The organism is Pseudomonas sp. G7(2022), from assembly GCF_052660475.1.
Genome location: NZ_CP109659.1, coordinates 23,555 through 39,243, shown reverse-complemented (window position 1 = coordinate 39,243; position 15,689 = coordinate 23,555). Strand labels below are relative to the sequence as shown.

At 61.4% G+C, this 15,689-nt stretch carries 14 protein-coding genes; 5 read left to right on the top strand and 9 right to left on the bottom strand.

Annotated elements, in window-relative coordinates; translation table 11 throughout:
- Positions 1 to 49: 49 nt before the first annotated feature.
- The 5 genes from NE357_RS00175 to NE357_RS00155 form a co-directional block, all read right to left on the bottom strand.
- Positions 50 to 1,078 (bottom strand): DUF5924 family protein, encoded by a 1,029-nt coding sequence (locus NE357_RS00175; protein ID WP_169428240.1) that lies wholly within the window; start codon positions 1,076 to 1,078, stop codon positions 50 to 52.
- Positions 1,079 to 1,154: 76 nt separating this feature from the next.
- Positions 1,155 to 2,546: a M16 family metallopeptidase gene (locus tag NE357_RS00170; RefSeq protein ID WP_169428239.1), complete on the bottom strand. Its 1,392-nt coding sequence runs from the start codon at positions 2,544 to 2,546 to the stop codon at positions 1,155 to 1,157.
- Between the two features lie 169 nt (positions 2,547 to 2,715).
- Entirely contained in the window at positions 2,716 to 4,374 is a 1,659-nt protein-coding gene (locus tag NE357_RS00165; protein ID WP_169428238.1) for a Na/Pi cotransporter family protein, read from the bottom strand.
- A 217-nt stretch (positions 4,375 to 4,591) separates the two neighbouring features.
- Entirely contained in the window at positions 4,592 to 5,359 is a 768-nt protein-coding gene (locus tag NE357_RS00160; protein ID WP_169428237.1) for a TerC family protein, read from the bottom strand.
- Positions 5,360 to 5,429: 70 nt separating this feature from the next.
- Positions 5,430 to 6,737 carry a CitMHS family transporter gene (locus NE357_RS00155; RefSeq protein WP_169428236.1) on the bottom strand — a complete coding sequence of 436 codons (1,308 nt, stop codon included), beginning with the start codon at positions 6,735 to 6,737 and terminating at the stop codon, positions 5,430 to 5,432.
- 322 nt (positions 6,738 to 7,059) lie between these two features.
- Here NE357_RS00155 and NE357_RS00150 point away from each other — a divergent pair, with 322 nt between their 5' ends.
- A complete protein-coding gene (locus NE357_RS00150) occupies positions 7,060 to 7,461 on the top strand; it encodes a GFA family protein (RefSeq protein WP_169428235.1) in 402 nt (133 codons plus the stop codon).
- Here the strand turns inward: NE357_RS00150 and NE357_RS00145 are convergent, their stop codons facing one another.
- The gene (locus NE357_RS00145) at positions 7,462 to 7,788 is read right to left on the bottom strand and encodes a DOPA 4,5-dioxygenase family protein (protein ID WP_102688226.1); all 327 of its coding nucleotides are present in this window, start codon (positions 7,786 to 7,788) and stop codon (positions 7,462 to 7,464) included.
- An 84-nt stretch (positions 7,789 to 7,872) separates the two neighbouring features.
- Here NE357_RS00145 and NE357_RS00140 point away from each other — a divergent pair, with 84 nt between their 5' ends.
- Positions 7,873 to 8,532 (top strand): NAD(P)-dependent oxidoreductase, encoded by a 660-nt coding sequence (locus NE357_RS00140; RefSeq protein ID WP_169428234.1) that lies wholly within the window; start codon positions 7,873 to 7,875, stop codon positions 8,530 to 8,532.
- A 4-nt stretch (positions 8,533 to 8,536) separates the two neighbouring features.
- Here NE357_RS00140 and NE357_RS00135 read toward each other — a convergent pair whose 3' ends face one another.
- A complete protein-coding gene (locus NE357_RS00135; protein WP_169428233.1) occupies positions 8,537 to 9,487 on the bottom strand; it encodes a choline sulfate utilization transcriptional regulator in 951 nt (316 codons plus the stop codon).
- A gap of 114 nt (positions 9,488 to 9,601) precedes the next feature.
- Between NE357_RS00135 and betC the strand changes: the two genes are divergently transcribed.
- The 3 genes from betC to NE357_RS00120 all read left to right on the top strand — a co-directional run bounded on the left by betC (position 9,602) and on the right by NE357_RS00120 (position 13,902).
- Positions 9,602 to 11,116: a choline-sulfatase gene (gene betC / locus NE357_RS00130; RefSeq protein ID WP_169428232.1), complete on the top strand. Its 1,515-nt coding sequence runs from the start codon at positions 9,602 to 9,604 to the stop codon at positions 11,114 to 11,116.
- Positions 11,117 to 11,132: 16 nt separating this feature from the next.
- On the top strand, positions 11,133 to 12,050 hold the full coding sequence (gene choX / locus NE357_RS00125) for a choline ABC transporter substrate-binding protein (protein WP_169428231.1): 918 nt from the start codon (positions 11,133 to 11,135) through the stop codon (positions 12,048 to 12,050).
- Positions 12,051 to 12,333: 283 nt separating this feature from the next.
- On the top strand, positions 12,334 to 13,902 hold the full coding sequence (locus NE357_RS00120) for a SulP family inorganic anion transporter (RefSeq protein WP_169428230.1): 1,569 nt from the start codon (positions 12,334 to 12,336) through the stop codon (positions 13,900 to 13,902).
- Positions 13,903 to 13,909: 7 nt separating this feature from the next.
- Here the strand turns inward: NE357_RS00120 and aroE are convergent, their stop codons facing one another.
- Positions 13,910 to 14,731 (bottom strand): shikimate dehydrogenase, encoded by an 822-nt coding sequence (gene aroE, locus NE357_RS00115; RefSeq protein ID WP_169428229.1) that lies wholly within the window; start codon positions 14,729 to 14,731, stop codon positions 13,910 to 13,912.
- A 9-nt stretch (positions 14,732 to 14,740) separates the two neighbouring features.
- Positions 14,741 to 15,655 (bottom strand): oxygen-dependent coproporphyrinogen oxidase, encoded by a 915-nt coding sequence (gene hemF, locus NE357_RS00110; protein WP_169428228.1) that lies wholly within the window; start codon positions 15,653 to 15,655, stop codon positions 14,741 to 14,743.
- Positions 15,656 to 15,689: the final 34 nt, after the last annotated feature.

The following is a 15,689-nucleotide window of genomic DNA, read 5'->3' as shown; positions in this document are numbered from 1 at the left end:
CGTGCTTGTTCGGCTAAATTCGCGAACCTACGTAATAGCACGAACCGGATTACTTTTCTTTGGTCGGTGTGCTGTCCGTGACTTCGAAGCGCAGCACGCCGATCACCTGGTCGTCTTCGGTCAGCACCCGCACCTGCCAGTCACCCACCGGGTTGCCGGGGAAAACCTGCTTGTGGGTCCACGCCCGATAGCCTTCCTTGCGCCCGCCGTGGATGTCGAGGGCGATCCGGTCGACCTCTTTGCCGTTGAACTGCCACACATGGTAGATCCGCTCATCGAGCCCGCGCGGTGCGTTGATCGCGGTATAGGCGTAAAGCCCGCCGTTGCGGATCTGCTCGGCACTGACTTGCTCCAGGCTGGCGCCGGGGACGCGATCCTGCACCTGGGTGCTGATCGCCACGTCGGTCATCCACAGCGTTGCCGGCGGCACCCACGAACGCAGCACCCAGCCGACGCCGCCGATACCGATGGTGATGCTGAGGATCGCGAGCGCGTTGCGCACGGTGCGGATCGGGAAGATCGACGCCAGACTCGGGAACGACAGCACCACGGCAGTCCCCAGCGCCCACTTGAAACTCTGCGAGGTGGTCAGGTGCATGATCACCGGCAGCGCGGTGAGCAGGGCAGCGAACAGCGTCAGGGTATGCAACGCCAGGAACGCCCAGCGCCGCGGCGCCAGCCATTTGTAGTAGAGCGGGTCGACGATCGAGATCAGCGCGGCGATGCACAGCAGACCGGTGAACACCAGTTGACCGCTGTTCCAGGTGGTGGTGATGAAGAAGAACGGCAGGACGAAAAACAGGCTCTCCTGGTGGATCATCTGCGTCGCATAACGCAGCAGCGGCTGGGGGATTTCCCGTTTGAAAACCCGGGTGAACAGCTCGGTCAGGCTGTTTTCCAGCATCAGCCAGATCCAGCTCAGCAGCATGATCGTGGTGATCCAGCTCGCCAGCCCCTGTTGCCGGTCGACCAGGATGAAACTGCCGACTCCGGAGATGAAACCGCCGAGCGCAATGACCCCGGGGTAGCGCTTCATCAGTTCGAGGATGCGCTGGATCAGGAGGGTCAATTTGGGCATTTGGGCGATTCACGACAGTCGAAGAAAAAAACCTCGACAGAGTACCGCCCGCCGGGGGCTGTGGCGAGGCTGTCGATCAGTCTGAATGCACGGACTGGCGTCTATGCAGGCGCCAGCCGAGCAGGATCAGTAACACGGCGCCCAATCCGCCGCCGATCAGCCAAACCACCTGATCGTCACTGAGCAGCGGCTTCTCGATCCGCAGATACCCCGGCTGCAACAGCAACTCGCGCATGGCCTTGTTCGCCGCGTCCAGCGTGACCCCTTGCAGTTCCCTGGCGGGATCGGCGAAGCGGCCATCTTCGTAGTCGCCCAGCGCGCTCCAGTAATAGTCGGCCATGCCGCTGTTGCCCTGCACGGCCCAGGCCTGATGGGCGATGGCTGCTTGCTTGATACGGTTGAACGTGTCGGCATCGAGACCGTTTTTCAGCAGGTCCGCCTTGAGGCCTTCCAGCACCTGTTCGGCTTCGGCGATATCGCCGCGATCCAGGTCGGCGTTGAGGCTCATGAAGCCAACGCCGCCGAACACCTCGCGCTCGGCCCAGGGCCCGTAGGACAAACCGTGGTTCAGGCGCAATTGGCGGTACAGCGCCCACTCCAGATATTCCTTGAGCAGATCGAAAGTCTGGTCGTACTGATCGTCCAGCACCGGCTCCGGCACCAGCCAGTGCAGCTTGGCGCTGTTACCGACGAAGCCGCGTGTGATCGTGCGTTCGTGGGCGGCGCTGGCACGGATGTCCGGCAACGGACGATGTTCGCTCGGGTCGACCGCTTCAAGTGCGCCCCAGGCCCGCTCCAGATAGGCCGGCAGCAACTTGTCGAGGTCGCCGACGACGATCAGGGTCATATTGTTTGGCGCGTACCAGGCTTTGCGCACCTTATCCAGCTGTTCACGGGTCAGGCCATCGACTTCGGCCCGTTGCGAGCACTTCAAGCCCAGCTCTACCGCCAGTTGATTGCTCGCGCTGTGGCCCAGGTCCTGACGATCGAGAAAGCGCCGCAGGCGGGTGTAATGGCCGCCATCCTCGCGCTCGACCACTCGTTTGGCGGCGTTGATCGCGTTGTCGTCGAAACGGGTCTGGGTCAGCAGATCCAGCAACAGATCGAGCACCTTGCGCTGGTTTTTCGCCGGGGCTTCGATGACGAACGTGGTGTCGGCGTTGCTGGTGAAGGCGTTCCAGTCACCGCCCAGTGCCTGCATGCGCTCTTCGAGGCCGCCTTCGCCGGTGGCGTCTATGCCGCTGAACAACAAGTGTTCGAGCAGGTGCGGCAGCTCCTTTTCATTGCAGTCGAAATCATCGAGACCGACACCGATCACCAGCCGGATCGCCACATGTCCACGCTCGGTGCCGGGCTTGAGCAGCAATTGCAAACCGTTGGGCAGCGCATAGCCTTCGACCTGAAAACGATCCAGGGCGAAGGCGGGCAGGGCACCGAGCAACAGGCAAGCGAACAACAGGCAACGCATAACAAGCTTCCGTACGGCTGAATTGGAGATCCGTGTCGTCAGACAGATCGCTTTCGCCAGCAAGCTCGCTCCCACAAGGGAATACGTTTCAAATGTGGGAGCGAGCTTGCTCGCGAAGGCATCCTTGAGACTGAACGCTGAGTTACTGACTGACCACAACCCCAGACGTTCAAGGCGAATGCGTGATGTCCGCCATATCGTCCGCCGCCAGCGCGCCGGTATCGGAGGTTTCCAGCACCGCATAGGCGCTGCTGCAGAACAGCGAATTCAATCGTTTCATGTCGGCAATCAACTCAAGGTGCAGCGAACTGGTCTCGATACTTTGCACGATCTTGCGTTGCAAACGGCTGACATGGGCATGGGCCAGACGGCGCTCCTGGGCGCGGAAGCGACGTTTCTCACGCAACAACTGCCGAGCACTTTCCTTGTCGCCACTGAGAAACACCGACAAGCCCAGCCGCAGGTTGGCGATCAACTGACTGTGCAGCCCGGCCAGTTCCTCCAGCCCGTCTTCGGAAAATGACCGGCGCTGCGAGGTCTTCTGCTGCTGGATCTTGCGCAACATGCGTTCGATCAGATCGCTGGCAAGCTTGAGGTTGATCGCCAGTTCAATGATTTCCGCCCAGCGCCGACTGTCCTGCTCGCCGAGATCCTCCCGAGGCATCTGCGCCAGGTACAGCTTGATCGCGCTGTAAAGTGCTTCGACGTCATCGGTCAGTTTGCGCACTTCCTGGGTGACGGCGGTCTGCTTGCCACGCAACACATCCTGTGTGGCGTCCAGCAGGTTGTCGATCAGATCACCCATGCGCAGGGTTTCCCGGGCAGCGTTGGCCAGCGCCAGGCTGGGCGTGACCAGGGCGGTCAGGTCGAGGTGACGCGGTTTTGCGGTGCCGTTGACCTCCGGACGCTCCGGCAACAGCCAGGCGCACAGCCGCGCCATGGGGGCGACCGTCGGCAGCAGGATCAGGCAGCGCGCAGTGTTGTAGAGCAGATGGAAGCCGATGACCATTTCCTGAGGGCTGTAATCGAGGCTGTCGATCCAGTGCACCAGCGGATCTAGCACCGGGATGATCAGCAGCAGCCCGATCAGCTTGTACAACAGGCTGCCCAGCGCGACCTGACGGCCGGCGGCGTTTTGCATGCTGGTGCTCATGAATGCCAGCACACCGCTGCCGATATTGGCACCGATCACCAGACCGAGCGCCACCGGCAGGCTGATGACATTGGCACCGGCCAGGGTCGCCGTCAGTAGCACTGCGGCCAGGCTGGAGTAGGAAATCATCGCGAACAACGCGCCGACCAGAGCGTCGAGGAGAATGTCGCCGGTCAGCGAGGCGAAAATCACCTTCACACCCTTGGCATGAGTGATCGGCCCGGCAGCTTCGACGATCAATTGCAGCGCCAGAATGATCAGCCCCAGCCCGATGGCCACACGGCCCATCTGCCCCAGCCGAGTCTGTTTGCGCGACAGAAAGAAAATCACCCCGAGGAAAATCAGCAGCGGCGACAGCCACGACAGATCGAACGTCAGCACCCGCGCCATCAGCGCGGTACCGACGTCGGCGCCGAGCATGGTAGTCAGGGCCGGGGTCAGCGCCATCAGGCCCTGACCGACAAAGGACGTCACGAGCATGGCGGTGGCGTTGCTGCTCTGCACCATCGCGGTGACGACGATACCGGCGACAAAGGCCAGCCAGCGCCTGGACATGTTCTGACCGATCACGTGGCGCAGATTGGTGCCGTACACCCGCAGGATGCCGGTTCGGACAATGTGCGTGCCCCAGATCAGCAGAGCCACGGCAGAGAGCAGATTGAGCAGGGTTAGCATGCAGACCCCCTGTAGTAGCAGCGCCCCAGTGGGGCAAGTGGACGGCACCGCGCGGTTTCTACGTTTTTAATACTTAAGCTGTAGTTGGCTAACGGTCTCGGCGCCAGCATTGCACAGCTAAAGCGTGGATTGAAACAAAAGTGTCATGAAAACAGGTTCATGCAGCCATGAAAAAAGGGCCCGCGAAGGCCCTTTGATCTTTTGCGCAGCGTTCGAGTTACTGACCCGGAATATCCTTGCGCAGTTTTACCGGATCCTGCTGTTTCTTCTTTTTCGCGATGGCGGTGCGCATCTTGATGTTGATCGCTTCGACCGCCAGTGAGAACGCCATGGCGAAGTAGACGTAGCCTTTGGGAACGTGCACGTCGAACGATTCGGCAATCAGCACGGTACCGACCACCAGCAGGAACGACAGCGCGAGCATTTTCAGCGACGGGTGCTTGTCGATGAACTCGCTGATCTTGCCCGAGGCCGCCATCATCACCAGCACCGCCACGATGATCGCCGCGACCATCACCGGTACGTGGGACACCATGCCGACGGCGGTGATCACCGAGTCCAGCGAGAACACGATGTCGATGATCGCGATCTGGATGATGGTGTAGAGGAAATTGCCGCCCTTGCCCGAAGGCTCGTCGCCGGTTTCATCTTCACCTTCAAGCGCGTGGTACATCTCCTGGGAGCTTTTCCACAGCAGGAACAGGCCACCGAAGAACAGGATCAGGTCACGCCCGGAAATGCCCTGGCCGAATACTACGAACAGGTCGGCGGTGAGGCGCATGACCCAGGTGATCGACAGCAGCAACAGGATCCGCGTGATCATGGCCAGGCCAAGACCGAAGATCCGGGTGCGCTGTTGCATGTGTTTGGGCATGCGGCTGACCAGGATCGAAATCATGATGATGTTATCGATGCCCAGGACGATCTCCAGGGCGGTCAGGGTGAAGAAGGCAACCCAGATCTCAGGGTTGGTCAGCCATTCCATGTGTATTCCTTTGAGCGTGTGTTAAACCAGGACGCCAGCAAGCAGCTGGCGTTCTGGTGAGTTGATGCCGTTACAAAGTGCTGAACAGCGGGAAAGTCCCCAACAGCAAGGCTGCGACCAGTATGCACAGGCAGACCAGCACTGCCCACTTCAGGGTGAAACGTTGGTGATCGCCGAACTCGATCCCGGCCAGTGCGACCAGCAGATACGTCGACGGCACCAGTGGGCTCAGCAGGTGAACCGGCTGGCCGACAATCGAGGCACGGGCCATTTCCACTGCGGTGATGCCGTAATGGCTGGCCGCTTCCGACAGTACCGGCAACACACCGTAGTAGAACGCGTCGTTCGACATGAAGAACGTGAACGGCATGCTCACCAGCGCCGTGATCACCGCCAGGTACGGGCCGAGGAAATCAGGGATCACCGCCAGCAGGCTTTTCGACATGGCATCGACCATGCCGGTGCCCGACAGGATACCGGTGAAGATGCCCGCCGCGAAGATCAGACTGACCACCGACAGCACACTGCCGGCGTGGGCCGCGACCCGATCCTTCTGCTGCTGCAGGCAAGGGTAGTTGACGATCATGGCAATACTGAACGCCACCATGAACAGCACCGGCAGCGGCAGCAGGCCGGCGATCAGGGTGCACATCAGCGCCAGGGTCAGCAGGCCGTTGAACCAGATCAGCTTCGGACGACGGGCATCCGGGAACTGCGACACGCTGATTTCGCTGTGATCGATCTCGTCGCCGATCAGGTGCAGCTCACCCAGACGCGCACGTTCACGTTTGCCGTAGAAGTAGGCAATGATCAGGATCGCGATCACACCGGCACCCATGGCCGGGATCATCGGTACAAAGATGTCCGACGGGTCCACGTGCAGCGCACTGGCGGCACGGGCGGTCGGGCCGCCCCAGGGGGTCATGTTCATCACGCCGCCGGCGAGGATGATCAGGCCCGCCATGATCCGCGGGCTCATGCCGATGCGGCTGTACAGCGGCAGCATGGCGGCCACGCAGATCATGTAAGTGGTCGCGCCGTCACCATCGAGGGAAACGACGAGCGCCAGTACGGCGGTGCCGACCGAAACTTTCAGCGGGTCGCCCTTGACCAGTTTGAGGATCTTGCGCACGGCCGGGTCGAACAGGCCGGAGTCGATCATCAGGGCGAAATACAGAATGGCGAACATCAGCATCACGCCGGTCGGCGCAAGCTTGGTAATACCTTCGAGCATCATCGGGCCGATCTTCGGCGCGAAGCCACCGAACAGGGCGAACAGGATCGGGATGATGATCAGAGCGATCAGCGCGGACAGGCGCTTGGTCATGATCAGGAACATGAACGTGATGACCATGGCAAAGCCAAGGAAAGTCAGCATGGGAATACTCCAGGCGTAGTGCGGCTAGGGAATGGGCGGATCGGGCGGGATCAGCGCAGAACGGGAAGCACGAGACGTACGGGCGGAGTTGCAGCGAGGAGGCGGGTTACAGAGGACATCAGAATCACCATTGTTGTTGTTAATAGGGCCTGACGTGCAAGCAATCACACGCGTGGCCAACCGGTCTGTTGCCGGTAGTGGCGGCGATCCTAATGGGGCAACCTTTCAGCCAGCTTTCGCGGATGAAAGCTTCGATGCGAACGGCCAACCGGCCGTCGGATGCGGCTAGAGTCAATGAACACGGGAACGGGAGGGTGGGGCGATGGGTGAATTGCACAGCGGTGGCTGCCATTGCGGACATATCCGCTATCAGTTCAGTGGGACATTGCACGACATTGCCCACTGCCATTGTTCGATTTGTCGGCGGGTCAGCGGCGGTATCGTCACCACCTGGATCACGGTACCGGCAGCAAACTTCCAGTGGCTGGCCGGGACCCCTTCGCGCTACGACTCGTCGCCCAGTTGCGCACGGTTCTTCTGCCCGAACTGCGGCGCGCAACTGGCGCTGGTGACGTTGCTCAGTCCCGAAAGCATCGATCTGACGGTCGCCACCCTCGATCACCCGGAGCTGGCCGCTGCGCAGCGGCACATCTGGACTGACAGCCAATTGCCGTGGCTGCACCTGGATGAGCATTTGCCGGGGGAGCCCGAAGAAACACTCTGATCAAAAAACAGACAGATCCAGCGGCCGCATAGCGCCCATCCAGATCGCGTGCTCGGTGTGGTCAAGCAAATCATCACCGGTATCCGGGTGCAGGAACACCACCAACCCCTTGCGATTGAGCGCCAGCCACGGCAGCACGTCGCCGATCAGTTCCGGCCCGAAGGCCAGCTGGCAGCTCCAGTCCGGATGCGGGCCGACCGGACGCTCGTGCACACGGCCCATCTTCAACGGGAATAATTGCGCGGCCTGCTCACACAGCGCCCGCGCCTGTTCAATGGTGCTGGCATCGAAATAAACATGGGCGTGATAGCCCTTGATCGTCTGCATCGCAAACCCTCTGAATCAGTTCGAACCCTCGGCGTTGCCCGTATGTCACACGCCATACAAGGGAAAACAAACGGGACCTCAGCCATGAAAAATGCCGAAACCCCGGCGGTGAAAGTGGTGCTCTATGGTGCCATGAGTAGCCTGGGCAGTGCGTTGATGGCTGAACTGCTGCGTCGCCAGCATGAAGTCATCGCCATCCTCGACGATTTGACGGCGCTCGCGCCACGGCCGGGACTGCGTACCAAAAGCGGCGACCTGCTCGATGCCGAGCGGGTCAATCAGAGCGTGGCTGGCAGTTCGGCGGTGATCTGCCTGCTCAATGCGCCGGGCCTGCCGCTGAGCAGCGATCACATTGAGAAATCCGTGGTGCTGGGGCCGGTGGAACAGGTGCTGGCGGTGGATGCACTGATCGACGGGCTGCAGGCAGCGAACGTCTCGCGGCTGTTTGTCATCGGCGAATTCGAAGCCCTGGACGATCCGGAAAACGCCGACCCGCTGCAACGCCACGCCGCTCAAGAGGTGCGCGAAGCCCTGCAAAGCAGCCCGCTGCACTGGACGCTGGTGAACGCACCGCGCAGCGTCGCCGGGCTGACGATCGAGCATTTCAGCCAGGTCGGCCGCACGCTTGAACCGGGTCTGGCAGAACCGCTGGAGCGCCTGAACCGGGTGGCGGTGGGGATTGCCGATGAACTGCGGCTGAATCTGCATCTGCGTCAGCACGTGGATTTTGTCGCCGCCTTTTGATCCGTTACACCGCAATCGACGGCAGCGGCAGCCCGGCCAGGGATTCGGCGCTGCTGGCCTGTTCGGCCATCAGCCATTCCACGAACGTCTGAATCAACGCGCCCCGGCGTTTGCGCTGCGGCAACACCACGTAATAACCGAGGCGCGACAGTGTGGTTTCGGCGATGGGCCGGCACAACAGACCTTGAGTGAGCAAGTTATCCACAAGGTGACGCCAGCCGATGGCTACACCCTGACCGCCAATCGCCGCCTGAATCAGCAGGGTGTAATTGTCGAAGCGCAGCTGGCCCGGCGCTGGCGGCGTGCTGATGTTCAACTCGCGGAACAGCCCGCTCCAGTCGAACCAGTTGCTGCTGTTTTCCCCACGCAGGTGCAGCAGTGGAAACTCCAGCAGCGCTTGGGCCGGCAAGGGCAGAGCGCGATCCCTGAGCAATTGCGGACTGCACACCGGAAATACTTCTTCGCTGAATAACCAGTGACTTTCGCCCTGTTTGAAGCGACCGTCGCCAAACAGCACGGCAACATCGATATCCGTGCGCAGCATGTGGTGATTGCGCTCGCTGGTCACCAGGCTGACGTCGACCTGTGGATAAGCTTCATGGAAACGGTGCAGGCGCGGCATCAGCCAGTACGCGGCGAAGGCAAAATCGGTGGCGACCTGCAGCACTTCATGTTGCTGTTGTGCGCTGATCGCGCTCAATCCTGCGTCGATGTTCTGTAAACCGAGGGTGACTTGCTCAAAAAGAATCGAACCGACCTCAGTCAGCCCGATACCTCGGTAGATCCGGTCGAACAACCGCGTTCCGAGCTGTTCCTCCAGCCGTTTGATCTGCTGGCTGATGGCCGGTTGCGTCGTGCCGAGTTCCACCGCTGCAGCGGTAAAACTGCGATGACGAGCCGCCGCCTCAAAGGCACGCAGCAGGTCCAGCGACAAATCACCGAGAGCTTCATACATAAGCTGTGCTTATCCTAGTCATTGTCCGGCGCGGGCTTTACGGGATATTGCGTGGAATCCATGCTCATTCACAGCAATGTCGCATAAATATTCACTATGGAATGCCGCGATCACATGAAGCGCAAGAACATTCTCTTCATCATGGCCGATCAAATGGCCGCGCCAATGTTGCCGTTCTACGGCCCGTCGCCGATCAAACTGCCGAATCTCAGCCGCCTCGCCGAACAGGGCGTGGTGTTCGATGCCGCGTACTGCAACAGCCCGCTGTGCGCACCGTCGCGTTTCACCCTGGTCAGCGGCCAGTTGCCGAGCAAGATCGGCGCCTACGACAACGCCGCCGATTTCCCCGCCGACATTCCGACCTACGCCCATTACCTGCGCCGTCTCGGCTATCGCACCGCACTGTCGGGCAAGATGCATTTCTGCGGGCCGGATCAACTGCACGGCTACGAAGAACGCCTGACCAGCGACATCTACCCGGCCGACTATGGCTGGGCGGTGAACTGGGATGAACCCGATGTGCGGCCGAGCTGGTATCACAACATGTCCTCGGTGCTGCAGGCCGGGCCGTGCGTGCGCACCAACCAGCTCGACTTCGACGAAGAGGTGGTGTTCAAGGCGCAGCAATACCTGTTCGACCACATTCGCGAGGACGGTGACCAGCCGTTTTGCCTGACCGTGTCGATGACTCACCCTCACGATCCGTACACGATTCCCAAGGCGTTCTGGGACTTGTACGACGATGCGGATATCCCGCTTCCGACGACGCCGGATCAACATTCCCTTGATCCGCATTCCCAGCGTTTGCTCAAGGTCTACGACCTGTGGGACAAACCGCTGCCTGTGGATAAGATTCGCGATGCGCGCCGGGCGTATTTCGGCGCGTGCAGCTATATCGACATGAACGTCGGCAAACTCCTGCAAACCCTCGAAGATACCGGGCTGATCGATGACACCATCATCGTGTTCTCCGGCGACCATGGCGACATGCTGGGCGAGAAAGGCCTCTGGTACAAAATGCACTGGTTCGAGATGGCAGCGCGTGTGCCCCTGTTGATAACTGCCCCCGGGCAGTTCACTGCGGGCCGAGTCAGCGCCGCCGTGTCCACCGCCGACCTGTTGCCGACCTTGGTCGAACTGGCCGGCGGCAGCCTGGAACCGAACCTGCCGCTGGACGGTCGTTCGCTGGTCCCGCACCTGCACGGGCAGGGCGGTCATGACGAAGTGTTCGGCGAATACATGGCCGAAGGCACGATCAGCCCGTTGATGATGATCCGTCGCGGCGCGTACAAATTCATCTACAGCGAAAGCGACCCTTGCCTGCTCTTCGATGTGCACAACGATCCGCGTGAACTCGAAGAACTCAGCCAATCACCGCAACATCGTCAGCTGTTCGACGATTTTCTCGCCGAAGCACGGGCCAGATGGGACATTCCGACGATCCACCGCGAGGTGCTCGAAAGTCAGCGGCGCCGGCGCTTCGTTGCCGAGGCGCTGACGATCGGCAAGCTCAAGAGCTGGGATCACCAGCCGCTGGTGGACGCCAGTCAGCAGTACATGCGCAACCACATCGACCTCGATGACCTGGAGCGCAAGGCCCGTTATCCACAACCCTGCCAAAACCAATAACGTCAAGGGGAAGTCCATGGTCAAGTTATCCACAGTCGTGACAGTCAGCCTGCTGGCACTGGGCAGCGCATCCGCGTTCGCCGAGAGCTGCGACACGGTGAAAATGGCCGATCCCGGCTGGAGCGACATCGCCGCGACCAACGCCATCACCGGTTTTCTGCTGGATGGCATGGGCTACAAGGCCAAGATCGACACCCTCGCAGTGCCGATCACCTTCGGCGGCTTGAAGGATGGCCAGGTCGACGTATTCCTCGGCAACTGGATGCCGGCGCAGCAGGGCTTCTACGACAAGTTCGTCGCCACCGGCGATGTCACCCAACTGGCGAAGAATCTCGACGGCACCGAATTCACCCTGGCCGTGCCGGATTACGTGTGGGATGCGGGTGTGCATAACTTCGCCGACCTGAATAAGTACGCCGATAAATTCGAGAAGAAGATCTACGGCATCGGCTCCGGCGCACCGGCGAACATCTCGCTGCAAGAGATCATCAAGAAAAACGACTTCGACCTGGGCCAGTGGAAGCTGATCGAGTCCAGCGAACAGGCGATGCTGGCCGAAGTCTCGCGGGCGGTGAAGAAGCAGAAATTCGTCACCTTCCTCGGCTGGACCCCGCACCCGATGAACGTGCAGCTGAAAATGCATTACCTCAAGGGCGGCGAGAAGTACTTTGGCGACACCGGCAGCGTCTACACCCTGACCCGCAAGGGCTACGCCGAGGCCTGTCCGAATGTGGGTAAATTGCTGACCAATCTTTCGTTCACTCAGGAGATGGAGAACAGCATCATGGCCGAGGTGGTGAACAAGAAGGTCAGCAATGCCGATGCGGCGAAGACGTGGATCAAGGCGAACCCGGCGGTGTTGGACAAATGGCTTGATGGCGTGAAGACGGTGGATGGCAAAGATGCATTGGCGGCGGTTAAAGCGAAGCTTTGATCGCGGTGTGCTGAAGGTCTGAGTTCGCTTTAGATCTTTTCCCCCCTCACCCCAACCCTCTCCCCCCAAGGGGGGCGAGGGGGAAAGGGAGCTGACCGTCGTTGGTTTCAGAACCTGAGTTCGACTGAAGACTTTCAGGTCGATGGATTTCGAACAGACACCTCGGTCAGTCCCCTCTCCCTCCGGGCGGTCCGACGTTTCGGGAGGGTTAGGGTGAGGGGGCTTTTCCTGACTGACACCCTGATACCCTTCACACACCACCAATCCCAAACCGAGAGGATCCATGGCCCTCCCCAGCCGCCGCTCACTTTTCCCCTTTCTGGCCTGGCTGCCCCGGCAGACCCGCGCCAGCGTCGGGCGAGACCTGGTCGTCGGTCTCAGCGGGGCGATTCTCGCGTTGCCCCAGTCGATTGCCTACGCATTGATCGCCGGTCTCCCACCGGAATACGGGCTCTACGCCGCCATCGTTCCGGTGTTGATCGCTTGTCTGTGGGGCTCGTCGTGGCATCTGATTTGCGGGCCGACGGCCGCGATTTCGATTGTGCTGTTCGCCAGTGTCAGTCCACTGGCCGTGCCGGCGTCGCAGGACTACATCACCTTGATCCTGCTGCTGACGTTCCTGGCGGGGATTTTCCAGTGGCTGCTCGGTCTGTTGCGCTTCGGCGCGCTGGTGAATTTCGTCTCGCATTCCGTGGTGCTGGGTTTCACCCTCGGCGCGGCGGTGGTGATTGCCATCGGCCAGTTGCCGAATCTGCTGGGGCTGGATCTGCCGGCCAAGGCCACGGCGCTGGCCAGCCTGATGGACCTGCTGCGTCATCTCGGGGCTGTGGATAAACCGTCGCTGGTCCTCGGTGTCGCCACGGTGGTGGTCGGTGCGTTGCTCAAACAATGGCTGCCACGTTGGCCGACGCTGTTGATGACCTTGGTGCTCGGCAGTCTGGTGGTGTGGCTGTGGCCGGCGATGTTTGGTCACGTTCACTTGGTCAGCGCGTTTGTCGGGCGCTTGCCGCCGTTCAGTGGATTGCCACTGGATATGGACCTGATCCTGCGCCTGCTGCCCAGCGCCGTGGCAGTGGGCATGCTCGGGCTGGTCACCAGCCTGTCGATTGCCCGTTCGATTTCCGCGCGCTCGCAACAGCTGCTCGACGCTAACCAGGAAGTCCGCGCGCAGGGGCTGTCGAACATTGTCGGGGCGTTCTTTTCGGGATCGTTGTCCGCCGGCTCGTTCACCCGTTCCGGGCTGAGCTATGAGGCAGGGGCCTGTTCGCCGCTGGCCGGGGTGTTTTCGGCGTTGTGGGTGGCGTTGTTCGCGATTTTCGGTGCCGGACTGATCGCGCATATTCCGATCCCGGCCATGGCCGGCAGCATTCTGCTGATCGCCTGGGGACTGGTGGATCATCGCGGCATTCGTGCGTTGCTGCGGGTCAGCCGGGCCGAGTTCGTGGTGATGAGCCTGACCTGCGTCGCCACGTTGCTGCTGGAATTGCAGACGGCCATTTACGCCGGGGTGCTGGCGTCGCTGTTTTTCTACCTAAAGCGCACGTCGCAGCCGAGGGTGCAGCATTGGCGTGATGGCGAGGACGATGTGCTACGGGTCGGCGGCTCGATCTTTTTCGGCGCCAGCCACTACCTGCAAGTGCGCCTGCAACGGATGCACGGCGCGCGGGTGGTGATCGAGGCGCAGCAGATCAACTTCATCGACTATTCCGGCGTGGAAATGCTCCATCAGGAAGCCCGGCGCCTGCTGCGCCAGGACCGCAGCCTGACCTTGCGTCAGGCGCGACCGCAGGTGGTGGAGGAATTGCGCAAACTCGAAGGGCCGGAGAAATGCCCGATCCGCTTCGAGGACTGAGGGCGCCTTACAGCGCCAACTGCCGACGCAATTCCGCCAGTACCGGCGCAGTGTCGGGACGTACGCCACGCCACAGGAAAAAGGCTTCGGCAGCCTGTTCGGCCAGCATGCCCAAACCATCCATCACCACGCCTGCGCCGTGCTCGCTGGCCCAGCGGCAAAACGCGGTTGGCTCCTTGCCGTACATCATGTCGTAGCACAGCGTCTTGCCCGGCTCGATCAGGCTTGGGGCAATCGGCGGCACATCGCCGGTGAGGCTGGCAGACGTGGCGTTGATGATTACGTCTACCGGTTCGCGCAACCAGTCGTAACCACTGGCCGACACCGGCCCCAGATCACAGAACAGTTCGGCCAGCAGCTCGGCCTTGTCCACCGTGCGGTTGGCGATGATCACCGAGGCCGGTTTTTCCGCCAGCAACGGCTCCAGCGCACCGCGCACCGCGCCACCGGCGCCGAGCAGCAGAATGCGTTTGCCGGTGAGGCTGAACCCGGCGTTGACCGTCAGGTCCCGCACCAGCCCGGCACCGTCGGTGTTATCACCGAGCAAGGTGCCGTCGGCCAGTTTGCTCAAAGTGTTCACCGCGCCGGCGCGTTGGGCACGGTCGGTCAGGCTGTTGGCCAAGCGGCAGGCATCTTCCTTGAACGGAACGGTCACGTTGGCACCGCGACCGTCCTGGAAAAACGCCGTGGCGCAACCGGAAAAATCGTCGAGCGGTGCCAGCAGGATGCTGTAATCGAGGCTTTGCCCGGTCTGTTCGGCGAACAGTTTGTGAATCATCGGCGACTTGCTGTGGCCGATCGGGTTACCGAAAACGACGTAACGATCCATCGGAAATCCTCAGGCCCGGGCCAGCCAGTCGCGGTCTTGCAGGAAGTACTCGGTCAGGCGCGCTTCTTCGCTGCCCGGCTCGGCTTTCCAGTCGTAGGCCCAACGCACTTGCGGCGGCAGCGACATCAGGATCGACTCGGTGCGCCCGCCCGATTGCAGGCCGAACAGGGTGCCACGGTCGTAAACCAGGTTGAACTCGACGTAGCGACCGCGGCGGAATTCCTGGAACTCGCGCTGTTTGGCGGTGAAGGCGTCGTTCTTGCGCCGTTGCACGATCGGCAGGTAAGCGTCGATGTACGCATCGCCGATGGCGCGCATGAAGGCGAAACTGGTGTCGAAGTCCCACTCGTTCAGGTCATCGAAGAACAGGCCGCCGATGCCGCGCGGCTCGTGGCGATGCTTGATGTGGAAATAGGTGTCGCACCAGGCCTTGTAGCGCGGGTAGACGTCCGGGCCGAACGGCGCGCAGGCCTGCTCGGCGACGCGGTGCCAGTGGATGCAGTCTTCCTCGTTGCCGTAGTACGGGGTCAGGTCGAAGCCACCGCCGAACCACCAGACCGGTTCTTCACCTTCCTTCTCGGCGATGAAAAAACGCACGTTGGCGTGGGACGTCGGCACATGCGGGTTGTGCGGGTGGATCACCAACGACACGCCGAGGGCTTCGAAACCGCGCCCGGCCAGTTCCGGTCGATGGGCGCTGGCGGACGGTGGCAGACCGCTGCCGAAGACGTGGGAAAAGTTGACGCCGCCCTTTTCGATCACCGTGCCGTTCTCGATCACCCGGGTGCGACCGCCGCCGCCGGCCGCACGAGTCCAGGCGTCTTCGACGAAGCGCGTGCCGCCGTCTTCAGTTTCCAGCGCGGCGCAGATGCGGTCTTGCAGGTCGAGCAGATAGGCCTTTACGGCGTCGGTGCGGGTCGTCATGGCATCACCTTGGATCGGGCATCACCCCGTGGGC